Source organism: Sphingomonas eleionomae (genome assembly GCF_049889035.1).
GTDB lineage: Bacteria > Pseudomonadota > Alphaproteobacteria > Sphingomonadales > Sphingomonadaceae > Sphingomonas.
Genome location: NZ_JBLTWP010000005.1, coordinates 1 through 20558, shown reverse-complemented (window position 1 = coordinate 20558; position 20558 = coordinate 1). Strand labels below are relative to the sequence as shown.

Here is a 20558-nt window from a genome sequence, read left to right as displayed (position 1 = left end):
AAAGGCGGATGCGACCCATGTAACAATAGGCCATCCGATCACCGGTTGAATAATCGCCCAATTATTAAATTGCGGCTGGCCGCTTGAGTAAATTCATCGTTAACCTTGATTTATCTGGCAACTAGAGGATGCAAAGAAGTGAACGAAAATTTAATCAAACCTTATGGCAAACAGTTAAAAATGCCGTATAATTACCTAATTCAGGATAATCCATTATCACGACAATAATGTATAAAGTAATCCAGCGTTGATTACTGTTATTGGACTATATTTTTCTGGAATTGTCTGAAGGTGCAGACGGAGATAGGTCAACGCTGTCGCAAATTGTCGATGTGCAGCCGTGCCATCATGGTGCAGCCGGGGCACCTTGGCGGGATATTTGGTTGCATCTGCGAACAAACCGTGCTGCACCGCCAACGCGCTGGCGTGCAATCATCGTCAGCATCGGTTAAACCAGTCTTCGCCATGGCGAGCGGGTGAGGGGTCGGCCCGGATGCCGACGGATTGCACGGGAGACTGTTGAGATGGCAATGAAATTTTCGGCTCGGTGGGCAGTGATGGTGTTGGCGATCGCCAGCCATACTGCGGCATCGAGTGCGCAACAGGCGAGCGCGCCCGGCATTGGTGGCACGCCTGTCGCGGCGGAGCAGACCGCCCCGGCTGCACCAGCCGATGGCGGTCCACCTGCCAGCTACCGCGTCGGAAAAGGCGATGTCCTGGAAATTGGCGTTATCGGTCGCGACGATTATCGCGCCCGCATTCAGGTGCAGGACGATGGCACGATCCTGTTGCCGCTGGTCAACAGCCTGCGCGTTGAACAGCTGACCCTGCTGGAAATCCGCGATGCCGTGGCCTCTGCGTTGAAGGCTGGTGGCTATTATGTGAACCCGGCAGTCAGTGTGACGGTCGTCAATTACGCCAGCCGGTATATCACTGTGCTGGGCCAGGTACGGACACCTGGCGTCGTGCCGATCGATCGCGACTACCGGCTGTCCGAAGTCATTGCGCGGGCAGGCGGCGTCAACGATCCCAATATCGACGACGTCACGGTGACGCCCAAGGACGGTGAGCCGACCGAATATTCACTGCGCGCGATCGCGACCGGCGGCGCGAGCGTCGATCCGCTGGTCGGCGACGGGGCCAAGGTGTTCATCGCGCCGCCCAAATCCTATTATGTCTATGGCCAGGTCGGCGCGCCGGGTTCGTTCCCCATGGAGTCGAACCTGACGATCCGCATGGCTCTGGCCAAGGCCGGGGGATTGACGGCGATGGGATCGGCCAAGCGGGTCACGATCACGCGTGGTGAGCGAGAATTCAAAAAGGTGGATTTGGACGAAAAACTGGCGCCCGGCGATGTCGTGGTTGTCGGCGAGCGCTTCTTCTAATCCAGCATAGGCAGGCAAGCGATTATGGTTCCGATACAAATCTTGAGAATGATCTGGGCACGACGCCTGATGATCATTGTGGTCGCCGGCGTCTGCCTGTTGCTCGCCACCGTCGTAGCGGCCGTGATCCCGCGGCAATATGAGGCCACGGCGCGGGTCGCGGTCGACCTGGCGCGGGTCGATCCGTCCACGGGACGGGCGATTGCCCCGACCCAGGGCTCGGCCAAGGCGATGGTCCAGGGCCAGATGGCCGTGATCAAGGACTATGTCGTTGCCGGGGCGGTTGTCGACAAGATGGACTGGGTCAACAAGCCCGAGTTGAAGGCCGCCTATGCCGCCCGCCCGCCAAGCGATGACCGGGATATCCGCCGGTTTCTGGCCCAGACAGTGATGGACAACACCACAGTTGAGGTGAACAACGCGATCCCGAACCTGATCGACATCAAATACCGCTCAACCTCGTCAGATGCGGCGCGCCGGATCGTGACGGCGGTGCGCGAGGCCTATATCGAGCAGGTGCTGGCGTTCAAACGGAACGAGGCTGCCAGCGACGCCCGCTGGCTTCGTGTCCAGTCCGAAACGTTGAAAAAGGACCTGGCGGCCGCCGAGGAGCGGCGCAGTGCCTTTGAAAAGCGGCACAACATCATCCTGCCCGATGGCAACACTGATCTGGAAACAGAGCGCCTGCGCGCGCTGTCGGCATCGGCGGCGGTGCCGCAGGTGGCTGCGCCCCAAATCCCGCGCGGCCCGACGCCGTCCCAGGTGCAGTTGGGCCAGGTCGATGCCCAGCTGGCATCGATGGCGGAGACGCTGGGCCCCAACCATCCGCAGGTCCAGGCATTGCAGCGCCAGCGCGCGGCACTGGCCAGCGCTGCCTCGCGCGAGCAGGCGATGGCGGCCACCCCGGCCCAGGGGACCGTCAATGTGCAGGGGATGATCAACGCCCAGGCGCAAAAGGTGCTGTCCCAGCGCGGCCTGATTGGCGAGGCGCAGCGACTGGCCGGGGATGTCGCCATTCTGAAGGATCAGCTGAGCAAGATGTCGACGCGCGCCGCTGAATTCGAGCTGTTGTCCAAGGGGACAGATGCGGGGGTGAGCGCGCTCGGCAATGTCGTGGCGCCGGAATCTCCGCTCTCGCTGCTATGGCTGATCCTGCCGCTTGCCGGAGTGCTGGTCGGCCTGATCATCGGACTGATCGCGGCGGTGGCGATCGAATTGATGTGGCGCCGGGTGCGCGGGGCCGAGGATCTGTCCGCGCTGCCGAACCTGCCGGTGTTGGGGGCGTTGACGGCGCGTCCGGCGCGCCGGGGCATGGGATGGTGGCTGGGCTTTCCCCGGCGGGAACAGGGAATGGCATGATGGTGGACGACGCGATCACGGCTCAGCCAAAGGCTGTCGCACCGACCAAGGCACGGCCGGATGCCTCAACCGACCAGCCGACGCGGTTCCGCATTTCGCGGCACATCGTCTGCCTGGCGGAACCCGATCATCCACGCGCAGAGGCGATTCGCGCGCTGCGCGCCCATCTGCTCGCCGGTCATCTGGCGCATGGCCGCCGGTCGCTGGCGGTCTGTGCCGCGACCCCGGGCGTCGGCAGCACCTATTTGTCGGTCAATCTGGCGGTCGCCTTTGCCCAGGCGGGCATCAACACGTTGCTGGTCGATGCCAATCTGCATGACGGTGCGGGGGTCGAAAGCCTGATCCAGCCGGAAGAGGATGTTCCCGGACTGCGCCAGGTGCTGCAGCAAAACGATCCGAGCATGATGAATGCGATCCAGAACGACGTGCTGCCGAACCTGTCGGTCCTTTATTCGGGCGGCTCAGGGCCGAATGCTCAGGAATTGTTGGCGAGCAAGCAGTTCAAGCTGCTGATTGACGATTGCATGCGCGATCATGAAATCACGATCGTCGATACGCCGGCGGGCAAGGGATCGTCCGACGTACGGCGGATCGCCAAGAGCGTGCGCTACGCTCTGGTCGTCGCCCGGCGCAACCAGACGATGCTGAGCGACCTGCGGACACTGGTCGATGAACTGGATTCCGACCGTGTGAACCTGATCGGCAGTTTCCTGACCGATTTCTGACGGTACGCGGCCCTATGCTTTGAACGATGGGTTCGGTCTTTCGACCCCTTTGGCATGGGCAAGCCGACCCAGTTCCGTTCGCTGAGAGAGCATTTACGCTGGACGCTCAATCAGTTTCGCGGTTTGGCGACCCGTCCGCCCTGCACCGGCGCTTCAAACTGCATACGACATTGCTGAAGCCACAGATAGACGGGCAGTCCTTCGTCGCTGAACATCAGCGCATCGGCCGGATCCTTGGGAATCGCCCTCAAAATGTCATACTCGCCCAACAGCGGTGCAAGACGATCCAGCCCGGGCATCTTTTCGCCGGTCAATTCGTTTTCGCCGCCAGGCATCAGTCGTCCGCCCGACACGATCGCCTGGCGTGCCAGCAAGTCCAGCATCTCCTGATAGCCGGCATCGCGAGCACGCTTTACCTTGTGCAAGGTGTTCGGCGAGATTTGCAGTTCAATTTCTTCGCACGCCTGCAGCACGCCGGTGATAACGTCAGCGATCGCAACCACGGTCTGACGGCGATCCAGTGCGGCGATGCCGGCATGCTGGCTGATCAGGCCGGCCAGATAGGGCAGGCCGTGTGCGACCTTGCAGATCGTCTGAACCGCTGGTTCGGCAAACACCAGGCCGCTGGCGTTTTCGCCGTTGCGGATCAGCTCGACCACTTCTTCCTGGTCCATGATCGGAAGCGGCAGGCCCAGAATGTTGCGGCGGATGGACGGGATTTGCTCGATAATCTCGTTCAGGTTGGACGCAACACCAGCAATAACGATCTGAACGCGGCTGGCGCGATCAGACAGGTTCTTGATGAGTTCGGCGATCATGCGCCGGAAATTCGCGGAACTGGCGCGGTCGAATTCGTCCAGAACGATAAGCACCCGCGTTCCCGACACTTTCGACAGGATGTCGCTGACCAGAGTGACAGTGAGCGGCGCGTCGCCGATCAGGCTGGCAAAAGTCAGCCCTTCCTCAATCTCGTCGGCGGTCGGTTCGTAATTGGCGTGGAACAACAGCGGGATATCATCCAGGATCGCGCGGAACAGCTCGTCAAACTGCGTTTCCTCTCCGCACGAGGAATATCGGACGACATAGCGCGCCTCGCGGGCGATCCGGCACAGGATATGGAGCGTCGATGTCTTGCCGATGCCGCGCGCACCGAACAGGACGACGTGCATATGCTGATCCTCGATCGAACGGATCAGCTTTCGCAGCAACGCGGTGCGGCCCGCGAACATGGTCGGTGTAACGACCGGGCGTGACGGGGTGAAGGCGGACCGGAGGCGAAAGCGGATCTGGTCCACCCGGCTGTTTCCGCCCGGCCGCACCTTGTCGCCGGCCGTCCCCTTGAAGCGCGGCAAGGCCTTGTGCTGGGCATCGGCCGTATCCGCCTGGGCGAAATGGGCGGTGCCAGAAGCTTCGGAAAATGGCTCATTAACCGGGTGCCGCGAAAACAGTTTCGACAACCAGGACATAGCGTATCTGCCTTTTCGTTCGACCATCACCGACAAGCCGCACCCTTGTCCACAACGTCCATTAACATATTGGCCATGCAGGCGGTAAGCCGTCACGGTCAGTGAGCCAAAGCCCTTTTTCCACGGATCAATTGCACAGCCCTGCCGAGCCATTTGACGGGGATTTACTTGTTTCTTCGACGGCTGCCCTACTGCTTGCCGATTTCGCCGTAAATCCGTGTGAAGAAATCCACCATCGCGGGCAGGCTGTGTTTCGTCCGGGCCACATGCAAACCCTCCCGCCCCATTTGTTCCCGTAGACCGGGATCATTGCCCATCCGCACCAGCGCGTCGGCAATGCCGTCCACGAACGCAGCCTCGCTCGTCACCGGTGCCTTGATCCCGAAACCCGGCAGGACATGGGTGGCCGGGCCACCATAGTCGGCGGTGATGATCGGGACGCCCCAGCTCATCGCCTCAAAGATCACGGCGCCGCTGGGTTCACGGATGGTGGGAAACAGCAGGATATCGGCCTGTGTGTAAAAGGCGTCCAGCTCGATCCGCTTTCGGTGGCCATGAAAGGTGATGCGATCCGCGATGCCCAGCGATTGCGCCAACCCCTCAAGCACCGGCCTGTAATAGCCGTCGCCCGCGATATCCAGCCGCCATTCCGGTAGCTGCGGCGATGCCTGGGCCAACGCCCGCAAGGCGTAATGCACGCCCTTGCTGTGGATCAGCCGCCCCGCGATCAGCAGGCGCAGGGGACCGGACGAATTTCGCCGCGCGGTGATGACCGGTTCCACGTCCACGGGCGCTGGCTGTGCAACCCGCTGGGAATGCGTTTCAAAGCGCCGGAGCGGAATGTCGTGCAGGACGTCGCGGACATAATCGCCCACCCCGACCAACGCACCGGCATTGGCATAGCTGGACCGTAGCATTGGATCATGCCGGAACCGCAGGCCGTCCAGATCGCGCAGCTTGTAATACCACGGATCCTTGCGCTCCCCCACATCCAGCCCCGGCGGCAGCGGCAGGCTGCCACCCAGGGGGCCGATGACATAGGGGACGCCCCAGTTTCGAAGCGGCGTCGGATAGCGCATACCCAATGGCCCGAACTGATGGCCACACGTAATCGATGCCTTGTCGATCCGGTGGCGCAGGACATGGGCGGCATGTTGATAAAAGCGGATAAAGCCCGGCTTGATCAGCGCGCGCATGCGCCGGTTCAACCAGTTGAACGTCCAGCCGTCGATTTCGAACACTTGGGAAGTTGGGAACAATTCGCTGATGCTCGCCTTGGCGATCAGCGGCTTTTGGCTGATGACGACGGTTTCGACCCGGTCTGCAATGCCCTTTGCCAGATCATAGCACCAACGCGGCTCACCAACCGATTCGGGGTCCATAAAGGCGCTGATCAACACAACTCTCATGCCGTCCTCTTTCCCCTGGTGCGGCCGATCCTGCCTTCCTGCCAACATAGGCCGGTCCCGTCAGTAACGACCGGCACTACATCGACTATAAGCCGTTTGTTGCAATGCAACGAAAGCGTTCGTTGAATGGCGACCTTGTGTCAACCCAGGAATGCCGCGAGCGTGTCAAAGCGGGGCGGGTGCGACATCAACACTCTGTTATCCGTTGAACTTCGCGCTGGCCAATCGGGTGCGGAACTGCGTAAAAGCCTTCGCAACAGCAGCATAAGGTGCGGTCAACGGTTGTGAACGGCAAGACATCGGTCGATTTGCCCGGTATTGGCGCCGGACCCGCGGCGCGCCGTGCCGCGCGGCCAGCCGTGCTGCGTCCCGCCGCTGGCGGTGCTGCCCCACGACAGCCGAAGATGGTGATGCGCCACGGCAAGCTGGTTCGCGCCGATGCACCGCGCATCCGGGACGATCAGCCGACGACGATCGCGGATACCGCGAGCGATCATGACGCGCTGCCGGCTGCCAAGCCGCTGGGCGGATTTGCCAAGGCGTCGATTGTCATGATGGTGCTGTCCATCCTGATTCCCAATGTCGCCTATCTGGGTTCGGTCAAGCTGACCGCCTATACCCTTCTGCTCGTGCTTGCCTTTCCATGGGCGTTCGTCACCTGGTTATCGGGCACGAGCATTAAGCGGTTGCTGCCCGATTATCTGATGCTCGGTTTCACGATCTGGGCCGCGCTGGCGCTGACCGTGAATGCAGGCATGTTGCCCATCGAAACGGTTGGTCTGCATTTCGTCCAGACATTCGGTGCCTATCTGATCGGCCGATTGCTGATCCGCGACATGCGGTCCATGCAATTGTTCGTCATCACCGCAGCGATTGCCAGCATCCTGTTGCTGCCTTTTGTCGTTTATGAAGCGGCCACCGGCACACAGGTGCTGCTGCGCTTTGCCGGGATGGCCGGGCAGGCGCATGGCGACCTTGATCTCGGTACGCGAAACGGCATCCACCGGTCGCAGGGGATATTCGAACACCCCATTTTGATGGGTGTGTTCAGCGCCGGATTACTATCCCTGTTCGTTTACGGGATGGACGGGCGCAGCCGGTTGCTGCGCTGGCTGTCGATTGTGGCGGCGCCGGTTTCCGCCGTCTGTTCAATGTCCACCGCCGCGCTCTTGTCGCTGAACGTCCAGTTTGGATTGATGCTCTGGGGCCGGTTGTTCCGGACCGTCAAAAAACACTGGACGATCCTGACCTGTCTGCTGATCACGCTGTATGTCATCGTCGACCTGTTATCGACAAAGACGCCGTTCCACGTGTTCGTGAACTATGCGACGTTCAGCGCCCAGTCGTCCTATAACCGCATCCTGATCTGGCAGTTCGGCACGGCCGAGGTGGCGCGCCATCCGATCTTTGGCATCGGCATGGGGGAATGGGAACGCCCCCGCTACATGAGCGACAGCATGGACAATTTCTGGCTTGTCCAGGCCGTCCGCTTTGGTTTGCCGGGCCTGATGCTGCTGCTCGGATCCTTTTATGTCATCCTGAAACGGATCAGCCGCCTGCATGGTCCGACGGTCGAGATCGACCATCTGCGCCGCGGCGTCATCTTCAGCGTGCTGGCCACGATGATCACCATTTTCAGCGTCCACCTGTGGAATGCCAGCTATGTCTGGCTGATGCTGGTGTTGGGGGCGACCACTTGGCTGACGATGCCGGTTGGTACAGCGGCCGCCGACGATCCCCATTTGCAGAAAACATGATTTAGCGCTGCCGCTCCAAAGGCAGCATTCCTTTTCCAATATTGATCAGGTGAGACATGCGAAGTTTCTATTACAAGCTGAATAAGAACTTTGGCGATCACATGAATGCGTGGATGTGGCCACAGCTGTTCCCCGAACAAATGTCGGGTCGGCAGGACGATGTTTTGGTCGGCATCGGCACCCTGATCAAGGAAAGCCTGAATGAGCTGCCCGGTCGCAAGATCGTGTTTGGCGCGGGGACAGGCTATGGCGACGCCCTTAGCCGGCAGCGGCTGGAAAATTGGCTTTTCTATTTTGTTCGGGGACCGCTGACCGCCGCGGCCCTTGGCCTGCCGGAGGAAAAGGGCATTGTCGACGCAGCCTGGTTGGTCGATCAGCTGCCGGACGTCTGCTACAAGCCGGATACGGTGCGTTCCGGCACGGTCTTTGTCCCCCACTGGACAAGCGACGTCTATGCCAACTGGAAACAGCCATGCGACCTGGCCGGCATTCGCTATGTCAGCCCGCTTGATCCCGACCCAGTGCTGCCCGCCATCGCCCATGCGGAACTGGCGATCGTGGAGTCCCTGCACGGTGCGATCATGGCCGATTATTACCGTGTGCCGTGGATTCCGGTTGCGACCAACAACCGCATCCTGGAGTTCAAGTGGCGCGATTTCAGCGCGTCGCTGGACCTGAATTTCCAGCCGCATTTCCTGCCGGTCACCGATATCGTCGAACGGTTGTTCACGCGCACCTGGGGCGAGGGTGGTCATTCCGCCCCGGCCGGGGATACGCTACAGGCGGGGACCGGCATCCAGTTCCGCGCGCCCAAGCCGCAGCCGCGCCGGGCCAGCTGGCGCGCGACGGCGCGGACGATCCGCGACAAGGGGCTGAACGCCGTGGCGGGCCTGCGCCAGTCGTCAATCTATCGCAGCATCAACGCCGCCCGGTCCGAGCAGCTGGCCGAATTGCTGAGGGATATCGCGACCAAGCCCGTCCAGCTGAGCACCGATGCCAACCGCCAGCGCAAGCTCGATCAGCTGGCAGTGATGAGCGATCAGTTCCGCAAGGATTTCCCAGAAGGCTGAGGTCAGGCGGTCCGGGCTGGGCCGGAGATCCGGTCAGTCGGACCCGCCAAAGATCCTTTGGCGCAGGTCCAGGTACAGATCGTCAAGCTGAGCAGGGGGGCAGGCAATCAGGTCGGGCGCTGCCCGCGCCGCCCGTTTCGCGCCGATGTACCGATCCCGGCCAAAGCCCTTGCGCGCGCTCAGCGCAAACGTCGCGACCTTGTAGCCGTTCCAGCGGCGGATCGCATCCGCGACCGCCGCCGACACCACGGGTTGTGGCGACGGATTGGCTGGATCGGGATCGGCCGCCCGCAACGTCACATAGGTGTGGTTCAGGATGGTCATGGCCCCCATCGCCACGCCATTGGTCCGCCGCGAGGGCACCTTGTGGTGATAGATCAGCGCGTTTCGGGCAGCGATGATGTAATGCGACCGCATGGCGCCAAAGCCTGCGTCCACATCCTCGCTCAGCGCATAACGCCCCAGTTTCTCGTTGAACCCGTATTTGCGGATAACCGATGTGCGAAACGACATCCTGAACCCGGGCATCCGCGGCACGACGACTGCATTTTCCTCATCGAGCCATGCGGGTGCCGGGGGCAGCCTTGCCCATAATTCCTCGGCAATCTTCTGATAGGGATCGGTGAAATAGCGCTGCTCCAGAACGTGCCGACGCCAGGCGATCCGTGCCAGCATCTTGTCCTTGAACGACTTTTCATAGGCTGTGGTGGTATCAAGCGATCCCGGCGGCGGGACCAGGCTTTCCTGGCTGCAGACGGCACCGACCACGCCGTCTGTGTCCCGGTCGTAAATCCGCATCATGTTGTGCAAGGCATTGGGAAAGCACAGGCTGTCGTCGTCCGGGAACAGCACAACCTCTGTCTTGACCTGCTCAAGGCCGATGTTTCGTTGCAGCGAGCTTCCGGCGGCAGACTCGATCAGCGTCACCGGGATCGGCGATATGCCAGCGATGCGGTCGATCAGCGAGCGGATCGGCGGGCGATCGTCGGAGCTGTCCACGACGATGATCGCCGCTGGCGGGCGCTGCTGCGCGATCAGCAAGGGCAGGGACAAAGCCAGCGCGTCATGGCGATTTCGCGTTGCAACAACAGCTGTGTATTCGTTGGTCATTGTCAAAGCCCCCTTCGGCGCCGCGATCGCGATCGTCCGCCGACAACCCCGAAATTCAACTGCTGGTGCAGTAATCCCAAAGCGACGATTCATCGAGTGTTATTCGCCGGTTCCGCATAACGGTCGATCCAATTCTGGACGTTGCCCCAATAGAAAGCGATGGACAGTCCAGCCCCGCTTCAATATGCCGCAGCGCAATATTACAGGGTGAAGGACGGGTATAAGCGCTTGGAATCCACCCATCATCTGGAATGGCGCGGCGGGGGCTGGCAAGATTGCCGGTGAATACGCTTCCCTTCCCGATCATGCGGGTTGCTGTCATGCGAACTGTGAAAAAGGGCCTGCTGCTATTTTCGGCCCAGATCACCGATACCGTGCTGATCCTGCTGCGGAACATGATTCTGGCGCGGCTGTTGAGCGTCGAGCAATTCGGCGTTGCTGCGACGTTCACGATCCTGATGACCCTGATCGACGCCACGCAGAATGCGGGTCTGAACCGCATGATCATCCAGGCAAAGGACGGCGATAGCGAGCGCGTTCAGAACAGCCTGCATGCCGCTCAGTTCATCCTCGGCCTGCTGTCGTCCGCCATCATTCTGGTCATCAGCCTTCCTTATTCCGTCCTGATGCGGACGCCGGACTTGTTCTGGGCCTATCTGGTCTTTTCCCTGATGCCACTCGTCCGGTCGCTGGGGCATCTGGACACGTTCCGACTTCAGCGTCGCGAACGGTTCGGTCCCTCTATCGTCCGGCTGCTCGTGCCCCAGGTCACCAGCCTGTTGCTGATCTGGCCAATGCATTTCTTCTTCAGCGACTATCGCCTCGCACTGGTCTCGCTCGTGTCATATCATGTGCTGACGATGCTGATGAGCCATTTGGGCGCAGAAAGGCGGTATCGATTTGAATTCGACCGCGACGTGCTGATGCGGGCGCGCAGTTTCGGGTGGCCGATCCTGATCAACGGATCGCTGATGTTCGTGTTGATGAACGGCGACCGGATTATCGTATCCAATCAGTTCGGCGCGTTCGTGCTGGGCGGATTCAGCGCAGCATTCCTGATCGCGATGATGCCGCCGACGATCCTGAGCAGGACATTGCTGTCGATGTTCCTGCCCAAGCTGGCGCGCGATCAGGGTGATGATGCGCGGTTCACCGCGATGTACGAATATACAGTCTATTTCACTACGTTCCTGGCCGTCGGGCTGGTCGCGGGCGCGGGCATTTTCGGCGAACTTGCCATGACCCTGATCTTTGGTGCGAAATATCAGGATGCGTCCGCCTACCTGGCGCTGATCGTGGTCATGCAATCGCTTCGGTTGATCCGGGCTGCACCAACCGTTGCGGCCATGGCCAAGGCGGAAACGCGCAACCCGCTTTATTCCAATCTGGTCAGGATCGTCTTTATTCCGCTGTCCTTTCTGGCCGCAGTCATGCTGGACAATATCTGGATCATGCTGGCCGTCGGCGTTGTCGGAGAGGTGGTTGCGGCAATCGCTGTATCCGCTTTTGCGCGCAAGTCCATCGGATTGGAGCAGCGCGCCTATCTGCTGTCGCTGATCGGATCATTGGCGGCCATGGGTTCGGTCATGCTGTTCACGCTGGCCGGCTGGCACTGGGCGATCATGCTGCCTGGGCACGCCTTGTTTGTGTTGACCATCTGGCCCGGCGTGCGGATTGTTGCTGATCGCGGCATGCAAACCATCCGTCGTCGGGTGGGCCGTCCTTTGCCTTGACATGGCCTAGCCACGCTGGCCTATCGGGGGCGAGCGCATGAAGACGGAGCCGACACCATGAAGCGATGGCACGTCCTGTTGATCCCTGTCGTTCTGACCCCGGTCGGCCTTACCGGACATTCAGTGGTCAGCGAGTTGTGGAGCGATGCCGCGATGGCAGCGCAAACGGCGGATGTGACGCCGGATACGCTCCAGCATCAGTTGACGGGTGCCAGGGCTGGCCACACCCTGCGGCTGGCACCGGGGGTCTATCCCCGCCTGGCACTGAACGGCCGTTCCGTTGCCGACGGCATTACGATCGAATCCGCCAACCGCAGCAACCCGGCCCGCATCGGGCAGGTGGACATCAGCAAGGTTCGTGGGCTGACGCTGCGCGGGGTGATGGTGGAGGGTGCCCTGGCGCCTGCCGATGCCACTGCCTTGATTTCGGTGCGTCAGGCGAATGACGTCACGATCGAGGACGTCGGGCTGATGGGATCACCGGACGGCGCAGCACCGCGAATGATCAACGGCATCTTCCTGCAGGGCGTCCAGAATGTGCGACTGGAGCGCAATCAGGTTCGTCGGTTGCGCTTTGGTTTTGCCTATCTCGCTTCGCGCGGGCTTGCGATCCGTCACAATGAAATCTGTGACATGGCGACCGACGGGATGCGGGGCGGCGGCACCGACGACCTGCTGATCGAGGGCAATGTGATCGGCGGCTTCACGCCGCGACCCGGCGCGCACCCCGACGGCATTCAGGTTTGGACTGCGAACCAGAAGGCGCCAGCACGCAATATCCTGATCCGCGATAATCTGGTCGTGCGCGACGGCGGCAATGTGGTGCAGGGCATTTTCGTGCGGGATAACACGATGAGCTTTCCGTTCGAAGCGTTGCAGATCACCGGCAACCTGATCGTGGGCGGGATGTATAACGGCATCGCGGTTCAGGGTGGGCGGGACGTGACGATCACGGACAACCATGTCGTCGCCTATAACGACATGAAGTCGTGGATCCGCGTGCAGGGCGCGCAGCAGTTGACGCTGACCGGGAACAGCGCCGCCCAGCTGTTGCTGACCAAGAATGGCAAGGTTGATCAGCAGCGGAACCGCCGCGACAAGGTGCGTCGGCCCGGCGATTTGAGCGCCCTGACGCCGTGGCTGGCGGCCCGACCCCAGCTTGTGCGGCGACCGGGCGGCTATCTTGAGCGACTGGCGGCAGCGGCACCGGGCGAACGGGGTAACGCTGGCAACTGTCCGGCGGTTCGCTGAACGTGTATCCGGTCGAGCAAAAGGACGCCCAGGGCAAAGCATGACCAGCATCCTGAATGGGCGGCGCGGATGGCTGATCGAACAGCTGTACAGGCGGCATCAGACGCACTGGATCGCCCGGTATCTGCTGAAGCGTTATGATGGCGGCGAAATCCATTCGCGTGGATGGCGGGCGCTGCTCAAACGCTATCAGGGCGTCGAAATCGGCCCCTATTCCTATGGACCGATCCTTTATCGGAACCAGGTGCCGTGGGGCACGGTGGTCGGCAATTATTGCTCCGTCGGGCGGTGGCTGGTCGTCCGGCGACGCGATCATCCCATCGATCGGGTGACCCAGCACCCGCTGATGTATAGTCGGCGATTGCGCTTTGTCGAAAGTGACACCATCCCGAGTGATCAGGACAATCCGCTGACCATCGGCCATGACGTGTGGATCGGCGACCGGGTGACCATCCTCAGCGGTTGTCGCACGGTCGGCAACGGAGCTGTCATCGCCGCTGGTGCGGTCGTGACACGCGACGTGCCACCCTATGCAATCGTTGGCGGCGTTCCGGCAAAAATGCTGCGTGAGCGGTTCGACCCGGGGGTTCAGGCGCTTCTGGAGCGATCCCGGTGGTGGGAATTGGCCGCTGAACAGGTGCAAGCGCTAGGGCCGATCATGCTGACTTCGGTCACGCTGGAAAGCGCAGCGGCTCTGTGCGCTGCCTGCGAACAATTGCGGTGTGAGCGAAGCGGATCGCCAGGAGGCGATGGCGATCCAGTTCATTGAGACGCTCAATGAATCTAGGGTCGAAGGCTGCGGTCGGTCGTCTGAGCCACGGGTGTAGCCTCAGGCGGCCCTTCCGACATCATCGGTATCCGGCGACCAGGCGGTCAGCGTGATGTTTGGCTGGTCAGCGGGCGTTGGCGATCCCACCCTGATCGGCTGGCTGACGATGCTTGCCTATTTCGGCACGGCAGTGCTGTGCATTCGCGCGTCGGGGAACAGGCCGTCGACGGCCGGTCGGTGGAGCGTCTGGCACCTGCTTTTCGTCATCCTGCTGCTGCTGGGAATCAACAAGCAACTGGATGTGCAGACACTGTTGACCGGGATGGGACGACAGATTGCGCGCGACGGCGGCTGGTATCGTCAGCGCGGTCCGATCCAGCTGGCCTTTATCTCTGGAATTGCCGTAGCGGCAGCGGTGGCCATCGCGTTGCTGTTTGCGTTGATCGACCGGGCGGACAGACATGCGCGGTCGGCGCTGGCCGGGCTGGTCGTGCTGCTGGCATTCGTGGTGATGCGGGCCACGTCCTTTCATGATGCGGACGTGTTTCTGCGGCTGAACGTTTCGGCCTTCCGGCTTTATCACGTGCTTGAACTTGGTGGGATTTGCCTGATCGCGATTCCTGCTTTGCGTGCGGGGAACCGACGTCCGGGTGTGGGGGCGGCCTAGCCCATGGTCGTTCAGGGGATGAACGTGCCTGGGTCAGGGAGCGACGGGCCGTTCCCTGCTGACCGCAAATCCAGCGATCACGGCGCGCGTGCCGGCCGATGTCGCGCCGTTCGCCGTCGGCCGCGTGGTCGATACGGTGCATGACAGGCGATGGGCGCCGTCGCTTAGGCCGGTAAAGCTCAACTGGTGAAGCAGGAACAGGCCGGGACCGACGAATTTCCCGTCATACAAGGTGATCGGTCGCGCCGTATTGTTATCCACCCGGCAGTCCATGCTGCCCGTGTCCCGCCCGATCCCATAGGCAAAGCCGATGCTGGTGCCAGTGAAATCGACGGTAAAGCTGTTGCCGCCCTGACAGGTCATTGCCTGGGCAAACAAGCGATAGCTGTTCTGCGAGGACTGATTGCCGATCGTGCATCCGGTCGCGGTTGCCGCGCTGGCCGGCAGCAGGCGCGCGTCCTGAAGATTGGACTGGGCGATATAGCTCGTCGTCGTCGGACCTGACCGTGCGACCGGCAGATATGCGGCCAGTCCGTCGCGCACCGCGCCGAAATACAGGTTCGATCCGGCCTCGTTCGGGTGGATACCGTCAGGCAGATACGTGAATACCGATCCGCCGGACGTGCGGACCTGATCCCACAACGGTATACCCGCATCGACGAAATGGGCGCTGTTTCGCTGAACGACATCGCGGATCTGGCGGATATGGGCGGGCGTGCCGCCGGTCAGCCGCGTCGTGCCGTCCAGCGCATTGGCGGCTGCGACATAGACGATGACGACATTGGGATTTGCGCGCCTGAGCTTGTAGATCAGCGCGTCGGTATAGGCGATGCGGAACGCCTCGCTCTCCGGGAAATCGTTCACGGCAAATTCGACCAGCGCCAGATCGGGGACGAAGCTGCCCAGGTCACCCTCGATCCGATAGGTGCCGAATTGCGAGTTGGTCGAACTGAGCGCCAGGTCGCGCACTTCCACGCCGCGATATTGCGCGCGCAGCCAGGCTGCGGTTTGTGACGACCAGAGCCAGCTATTCCCCTCTGCCCCTTGCGTGATCGACGCGCCGACAAATGCAACGCGGATCGACGCGCTATAGGGCAGCACGCCTGCGGGCGACGGTGTCGGCGTAGGGGTGGGCGACGGCGTGACGGTAGGCGACGGGGTGGGTGTGCCTCCGCTGACAGTTCCGCCACCACTGCTCCCGCCCCCGCAACCCGGCATCAGCAGGGCAGCCAGCATGGCCGTCGAGGATAGTGCAACCCGTTTCATGTGTTCACCGCCAGTTGAGCCGTGCGCGCTTCTGGCAGGACTATTCACGAACGGATGAGCGGACGCCACCAGTTTTCGTTTGCCAGATACCAGGCCAGCGTTTCGGCAAAGCCCTCTGCAAAGTCACGGCGCGGGGCATAGCCAAGCTCGCCCCTGATTTTGGTCTCGTCGATCGCATAGCGGCGGTCATGCCCCTTGCGATCGATGACGAATGTCTTGAGCGTATCCGTCGGCGCGCCGCGTGCAGCCGGTGCGTCGGGAAAGCGCGCCGCCAGCGACGGATCGGCGGCAAAGGCGCGGTCGACGGTCCGGCAGATCTCGGCGATCACCTCAAGGTTCGGCAATTCCTGCCCACCGCCGACATTATAGGTCTCTCCGATCCGGCCATTCAGAAGGATGCGTTCGATACCGTTGCAATGATCCTCGACATGCAACCAGTCGCGGACATTCATGCCGTCGCCGTAAATCGGCAGCGGGCGACCGTGCAGCGCGTTGAGCAGGAACAGCGGGATCAGCTTTTCCGGAAATTGAAACGGACCGTAATTGTTCGAACAATTGCTGGTCGTCACCTGCAGCCCATAGGTGTGGTGATAGGCGCGGACGAGATGGTCCGACGCCGCCTTTGACGCTGAATATGGCGAATTTGGCGCATAGGGCGTGGTTTCGGAAAAGGCCGCGTCATCCGGGCCAAGCGAGCCGTACACCTCGTCCGTCGAGACATGGTGGAAGCGGTGGGGCTTGCCGGTGCCGCTGTCCAGCCAGGCCTTGCGCGCCGCCTTGAGCAGGCTGTGCGTGCCGATGACGTTGGTGGTGACGAAGGCGTCGGGGCCAGTGATCGAGCGATCGACATGGCTTTCGGCGGCGAAATGCACAATCGTACCAATGCCGCGATCGACCAGCAGTCGTTCGACCAGATCGGTGTCGCAAATGTCGCCGACCACCAGTTCGACTTGATCCAGGCCGTCGAGATTGGCGCGATTCCCGGCATAGGTCAGCGCATCCAGCACGACGATGCTGTCACCCGGATGATGCTGACGCCAATAATACACGAAATTGGCACCGATAAATCCGGCACCCCCGGTGACGAGCAGTTCAGCCATGATCGCGCAGTTCCTTCAGCATGGATCGCAGGTTGACGCGCCAGTGCGGCGCGCGGCGTCCCAACGCGGCCCACGTCGCTTCCTTGTCCAGCACGGAATAGGCGGGGCGACGGGCGGGGGTGGGAAAGGCGGTGGTGGGGATCGGGTGTACGGGTACGGCGCGGTCAAGCAGGCCGATCGCCAGCGCCTCTTCCTGAATGGCGACGGCGAAATCATACCAGCTGGCAACGCCGCTGTCGGTATAATGATAGACACCGGTTGCGCCCGCCGCCGCCAGATCCCACAAGGCTGCGGCAATTCCGGGAGCATGGCTGGGTGTGCCAATCTGGTCAGTGACCACGTTCACCTGGTCCCGCTCGCGCATCAGCCGCAGCATGGTATGAACGAAATTATGGCCCGTGGCGCCGTAAACCCATGCGGTGCGGACGATCAGCGCATCGGCCCGCGCCGCCGCGATCTCCCCCGCCAGCTTGGTCCGGCCATAGGCCGATAGCGGCGCATGGGGGGCGTCCGGGGAATAGGGACTGCTCGCCGTGCCGTCGAAGACGAAATCGGTGGACACATGGACCAGCCGGGCACCGACTGCCCGCGCCGCATCGGCCAGATGGCCGACCGCCTCCCCGTTGATCGCCATGGCCTGCGCCACCTCGCTCTCCGCCCGGTCCACCGCCGTATAGGCAGCGGCGTTCAGGATCACGGTAGGGCGCTGTGTCGTGACAAAGGTAGCAACGGCTGCGCCGTCACTGATGTCCAGGCTTGCGCGATCGACCCCAATCGCCTCGACACCCTGTGGCGCGTTCGCGATCAGGGCGCGCCCAAGCTGGCCGCCCGCGCCGGTGATCAGGGCCTTCATGGATAAACGACAGCCTGGGCGAGGGGGCGGGCGGCCTGATCCTTGGCCGACAGGACGGGATCGATCCCGTCCAGCGGCCATTCGATGCCGATCGCCGGGTCGTTCCACAACAGGCTATGTTCATTGGCCGGCTCGTAATAGCCGACGCATTTGTAGAGGAAATCCGTCCCGTCTTCCAGGCAGAGGAACCCGTGCGCCATGCCGGGCGGCACCCACAGCATCCGGCGATTGGCGGCGCTCAGTTCGACACCGACCCAGTTGCCGAAGGTCGGGGAACTGCGCCGCAGGTCGACCGCAACGTCGAACACCCGGCCAGCCGTGACCCGCACCAGCTTTCCCTGCGGTGCCGGCTCCTGATAATGCAGGCCGCGCAGCACGCCGCGCGACGAGCGGCTGTGATTGTCCTGAACGAAATCGAGGTCGAGACCGAGCGCGGCGAACGTGCGCCGGTTCCAGCTTTCCATGAAAAAGCCGCGATCATCGCCGTGAACCTTTGGCTCGACGATATGGACGCCATCGATCCGGGTGGGGATCAGTTCCATTGCGTGTCGCGCTCCATCAGTTCGAGCAGATAGGCGCCATAGCCGGACTTGCGCAGCGGTTCCGCAATCCGGCGCAGTTCCTCGTCCGAGATGAAGCCCTTGCGCCACGCAATCTCTTCGGGACAGCAGATCTTCAGGCCCTGACGTTCTTCGGTCACGCGGACGAACTGCGCCGCATCCAGCAGGGAATTGTGCGTGCCGGTGTCGAGCCAGGCATAGCCCCGACCCATGATCTCCACCGTCAGGTCGCCCTGTTCCAGATAAAGCCGGTTGAGGTCGGTGATTTCCAGCTCGCCGCGCGGCGACGGCTTCAGCCCGGCGGCAAGTTCGACGGCGCGGGCGTCATAGAAATAAAGGCCGGTCACGGCGTAATTGGATTTGGGCTGAGGGGGCTTTTCCTCGATCGTCTCGGCCCGGCCGGATGCGTCGAACGAGACGACGCCATAGGCCTTGGGATCGCTGACATAATAGCCGAACACCGTGGCGCCGCTTTCCCGCTTGGTGGCGTTATCCAGCAGCTGGGTCAGGCCATGGCCATAAAAGATGTTGTCGCCCAGGACGAGCGCCGAGGGATTGTCGCCGACAAAATCGGCCCCGATGTGATAGGCCTGCGCCAGACCCGCCGGTTCCGGCTGGACCGCATAGGACAGATTGACGCCAAAGCTGGATCCGTCGCCCAGCAGGTGCTGGAATGCGGCCTGATCCTGCGGCGTGGTGATGATCAGGATGTCGCGAATATCGGCAAGGATCAGCGTCGACAGCGGATAATAGATCATCGGCTTGTCATAGACGGGCATCAGCTGCTTCGAAGCGGCTCGCGTCAACGGGTACAGCCGGGTGCCCGAACCACCGGCGAGAATGATTCCCTTGCGCATCTGTTCAATCCTTCGATCTTGATGCTGTTCCATCCGCCAGCGCCCGATTTCGTGGCCCCGCCTAGCCAGCATCATGCTGCAGGTGCAACCTTAATTTCCGCGCGCTTGGGACAGTCGGTCACGGCTCGTCGCGCAATCGGCTCGCCTTCGGGTGCCCGTTGAAGAATGCAGCCGCCGCCCGGATGGCGGCTCGCCAGCGCCCCCTCGGGACCGGTTTTGCTGCATTGCACTGTAAAATCAGGAGCATGGCCATGGTCGGGCTAGCGGAAAATTAACGACTGTCGGGCAGGGTCGCTGCGAATTGACCGACAGGAGTTTCGTTCGTGGGCCTTTCCGCTACCCTAAGCGTGCTTGATCGTTCCCCGCGCCGCGATCTCAATGTCGCAGCGACCATGCGGGTGGACCAGCAGCCCGTCGATGTCGAGGTTCTGAACATGTCGGCTACGGGGTTCAAAGCCCGGTGCGCTGTCGAACTGAGCGCTGATGCCACGGTGATGATCGGCGTGGCAGGCATGGGGCGCCGCGTCGCCTCCGTCGTCTGGGCCGAAGCGCCCTTTTACGGATTTCAATTCGAACAGCCGCTCGATTCGCAAACGCTGGAGTCGCTGCGCCAGACGACCAATGTCGTGCCGCTGCCTGTGACGACCGAGCCCAGCGGCGCGGTTGGTCCGTCGGACATGGCCGATCACCGCTCGATGCCGCTTGTCGTCGGCTCGGTGCTGTCGCTTTCCATGGCGGTCGGGTTTACCGTCAAGGCGATCTGGGACGGAATGGTCGCGCGCAAGCGGCGCAAATAACCGGCGACCATCCATAGGCCACGGCCTGCCCCATCCAAGGACAGCAATCCCGACCGGAGGGATTGCGGTGTGCTGCGTTGCAATATAATCGCCAGCCGATGATTTTCGGCACGAATGGCACGGATCGCTGCTGCCCATGGGCGGGCAGGGGCCAGGCCGGGGCGGTCCATCCTCACGCTCAAGGAAACGTCGCATGAAGCTGGTGATGATAGGTTCGGGTTATGTGGGGTTGGTGTCTGGTGCGTGTTTTGCGGATTTCGGGCATGACGTGGTGTGCGTGGACAAGGATGCGGGCAAGGTAGAGTTGCTGCGTTCTGGCGGCATTCCGATTTTCGAGCCTGGTCTGGACACGCTGGTTGCGAAGAATGTGGCGGCGGGGCGGTTGTCGTTCACGACCGATCTGGCGGGTCCGGTGGGCGAGGCG

Annotated in this window: 18 protein-coding genes and 1 pseudogene; 11 read left to right on the top strand and 8 right to left on the bottom strand. The window is 61.9% G+C overall.

The features are described 5' to 3' along the window. Window positions 1-530: 530 nt before the first annotated feature. The 3 genes from ACNI3Q_RS13795 to ACNI3Q_RS13785 are packed head-to-tail and all read left to right on the top strand — an operon-like array spanning window position 531 to window position 3469. Complete coding sequence (locus ACNI3Q_RS13795; RefSeq protein ID WP_426277645.1) at window positions 531-1385, top strand: SLBB domain-containing protein; 855 nt, start codon at window positions 531-533, stop codon at window positions 1383-1385. A gap of 48 nt (window positions 1386-1433) precedes the next feature. Continuing rightward, complete coding sequence (locus ACNI3Q_RS13790) at window positions 1434-2744, top strand: GumC family protein (protein ID WP_426277643.1); 1311 nt, start codon at window positions 1434-1436, stop codon at window positions 2742-2744. Between the two features lie 2 nt (window positions 2745-2746). Continuing rightward, window positions 2747-3469, top strand: coding sequence for a CpsD/CapB family tyrosine-protein kinase (locus ACNI3Q_RS13785; protein ID WP_426277641.1), 723 nt, complete (start codon window positions 2747-2749; stop codon window positions 3467-3469). 110 nt (window positions 3470-3579) lie between these two features. Here the strand turns inward: ACNI3Q_RS13785 and ACNI3Q_RS13780 are convergent, their stop codons facing one another. Then, window positions 3580-4935, bottom strand: a complete 1356-nt coding sequence (locus tag ACNI3Q_RS13780) for an ATP-binding protein (RefSeq protein ID WP_426277639.1) — start codon at window positions 4933-4935, stop codon at window positions 3580-3582. A gap of 188 nt (window positions 4936-5123) precedes the next feature. Further along, entirely contained in the window at window positions 5124-6344 is a 1221-nt protein-coding gene (locus tag ACNI3Q_RS13775; RefSeq protein ID WP_426277637.1) for a glycosyltransferase family 4 protein, read from the bottom strand. 269 nt (window positions 6345-6613) lie between these two features. Here ACNI3Q_RS13775 and ACNI3Q_RS13770 point away from each other — a divergent pair, with 269 nt between their 5' ends. Together ACNI3Q_RS13770 and ACNI3Q_RS13765 are read left to right on the top strand one after the other, a co-directional pair. Next, window positions 6614-8101: an O-antigen ligase family protein gene (locus ACNI3Q_RS13770; protein WP_426277635.1), complete on the top strand. Its 1488-nt coding sequence runs from the start codon at window positions 6614-6616 to the stop codon at window positions 8099-8101. Between the two features lie 56 nt (window positions 8102-8157). After that, window positions 8158-9171, top strand: coding sequence for a polysaccharide pyruvyl transferase family protein (locus ACNI3Q_RS13765; RefSeq protein WP_426277633.1), 1014 nt, complete (start codon window positions 8158-8160; stop codon window positions 9169-9171). A gap of 33 nt (window positions 9172-9204) precedes the next feature. Here ACNI3Q_RS13765 and ACNI3Q_RS13760 read toward each other — a convergent pair whose 3' ends face one another. After that, window positions 9205-10281 carry a glycosyltransferase family 2 protein gene (locus ACNI3Q_RS13760; RefSeq protein ID WP_426277631.1) on the bottom strand — a complete coding sequence of 359 codons (1077 nt, stop codon included), beginning with the start codon at window positions 10279-10281 and terminating at the stop codon, window positions 9205-9207. A gap of 320 nt (window positions 10282-10601) precedes the next feature. Here ACNI3Q_RS13760 and ACNI3Q_RS13755 point away from each other — a divergent pair, with 320 nt between their 5' ends. From ACNI3Q_RS13755 to ACNI3Q_RS13740, 4 genes are all read left to right on the top strand, one after another. Continuing rightward, complete coding sequence (locus ACNI3Q_RS13755) at window positions 10602-12014, top strand: oligosaccharide flippase family protein (RefSeq protein ID WP_426277629.1); 1413 nt, start codon at window positions 10602-10604, stop codon at window positions 12012-12014. 57 nt (window positions 12015-12071) lie between these two features. Continuing rightward, entirely contained in the window at window positions 12072-13265 is a 1194-nt protein-coding gene (locus ACNI3Q_RS13750; protein WP_426277627.1) for a right-handed parallel beta-helix repeat-containing protein, read from the top strand. 40 nt (window positions 13266-13305) lie between these two features. Then, window positions 13306-14034: a CatB-related O-acetyltransferase gene (locus tag ACNI3Q_RS13745; RefSeq protein ID WP_426277625.1), complete on the top strand. Its 729-nt coding sequence runs from the start codon at window positions 13306-13308 to the stop codon at window positions 14032-14034. 112 nt (window positions 14035-14146) lie between these two features. Continuing rightward, window positions 14147-14701, top strand: a complete 555-nt coding sequence (locus ACNI3Q_RS13740) for a hypothetical protein (RefSeq protein WP_426277623.1) — start codon at window positions 14147-14149, stop codon at window positions 14699-14701. Between the two features lie 33 nt (window positions 14702-14734). Here the strand turns inward: ACNI3Q_RS13740 and ACNI3Q_RS13735 are convergent, their stop codons facing one another. The 5 genes from ACNI3Q_RS13735 to rfbA all read right to left on the bottom strand — a co-directional run bounded on the left by ACNI3Q_RS13735 (window position 14735) and on the right by rfbA (window position 19337). After that, the gene (locus ACNI3Q_RS13735) at window positions 14735-15802 is read right to left on the bottom strand and encodes an SGNH/GDSL hydrolase family protein (RefSeq protein WP_426277621.1); all 1068 of its coding nucleotides are present in this window, start codon (window positions 15800-15802) and stop codon (window positions 14735-14737) included. A 209-nt stretch (window positions 15803-16011) separates the two neighbouring features. Further along, complete coding sequence (gene rfbB, locus ACNI3Q_RS13730) at window positions 16012-17067, bottom strand: dTDP-glucose 4,6-dehydratase (protein WP_426277619.1); 1056 nt, start codon at window positions 17065-17067, stop codon at window positions 16012-16014. Next, window positions 17060-17920: a dTDP-4-dehydrorhamnose reductase gene (rfbD, locus tag ACNI3Q_RS13725; protein ID WP_426277617.1), complete on the bottom strand. Its 861-nt coding sequence runs from the start codon at window positions 17918-17920 to the stop codon at window positions 17060-17062. The genes rfbB and rfbD overlap by 8 nt, the downstream gene beginning before the upstream one ends. Continuing rightward, window positions 17917-18462: a dTDP-4-dehydrorhamnose 3,5-epimerase gene (gene rfbC, locus ACNI3Q_RS13720; RefSeq protein WP_426277615.1), complete on the bottom strand. Its 546-nt coding sequence runs from the start codon at window positions 18460-18462 to the stop codon at window positions 17917-17919. Before rfbC ends, rfbD begins: the two co-directional genes overlap by 4 nt. Continuing rightward, on the bottom strand, window positions 18453-19337 hold the full coding sequence (rfbA, locus tag ACNI3Q_RS13715) for a glucose-1-phosphate thymidylyltransferase RfbA (RefSeq protein WP_426277613.1): 885 nt from the start codon (window positions 19335-19337) through the stop codon (window positions 18453-18455). The genes rfbC and rfbA overlap by 10 nt, the downstream gene beginning before the upstream one ends. 347 nt (window positions 19338-19684) lie before the next feature. On the opposite strand from rfbA, the gene ACNI3Q_RS13710 reads away from it, so the two are divergent. Next, on the top strand, window positions 19685-20134 hold the full coding sequence (locus ACNI3Q_RS13710) for a PilZ domain-containing protein (RefSeq protein WP_426277610.1): 450 nt from the start codon (window positions 19685-19687) through the stop codon (window positions 20132-20134). Window positions 20135-20327: 193 nt separating this feature from the next. Continuing rightward, window positions 20328-20558, top strand: a pseudogene (locus ACNI3Q_RS13705) (UDP-glucose 6-dehydrogenase); the annotation flags it as partial.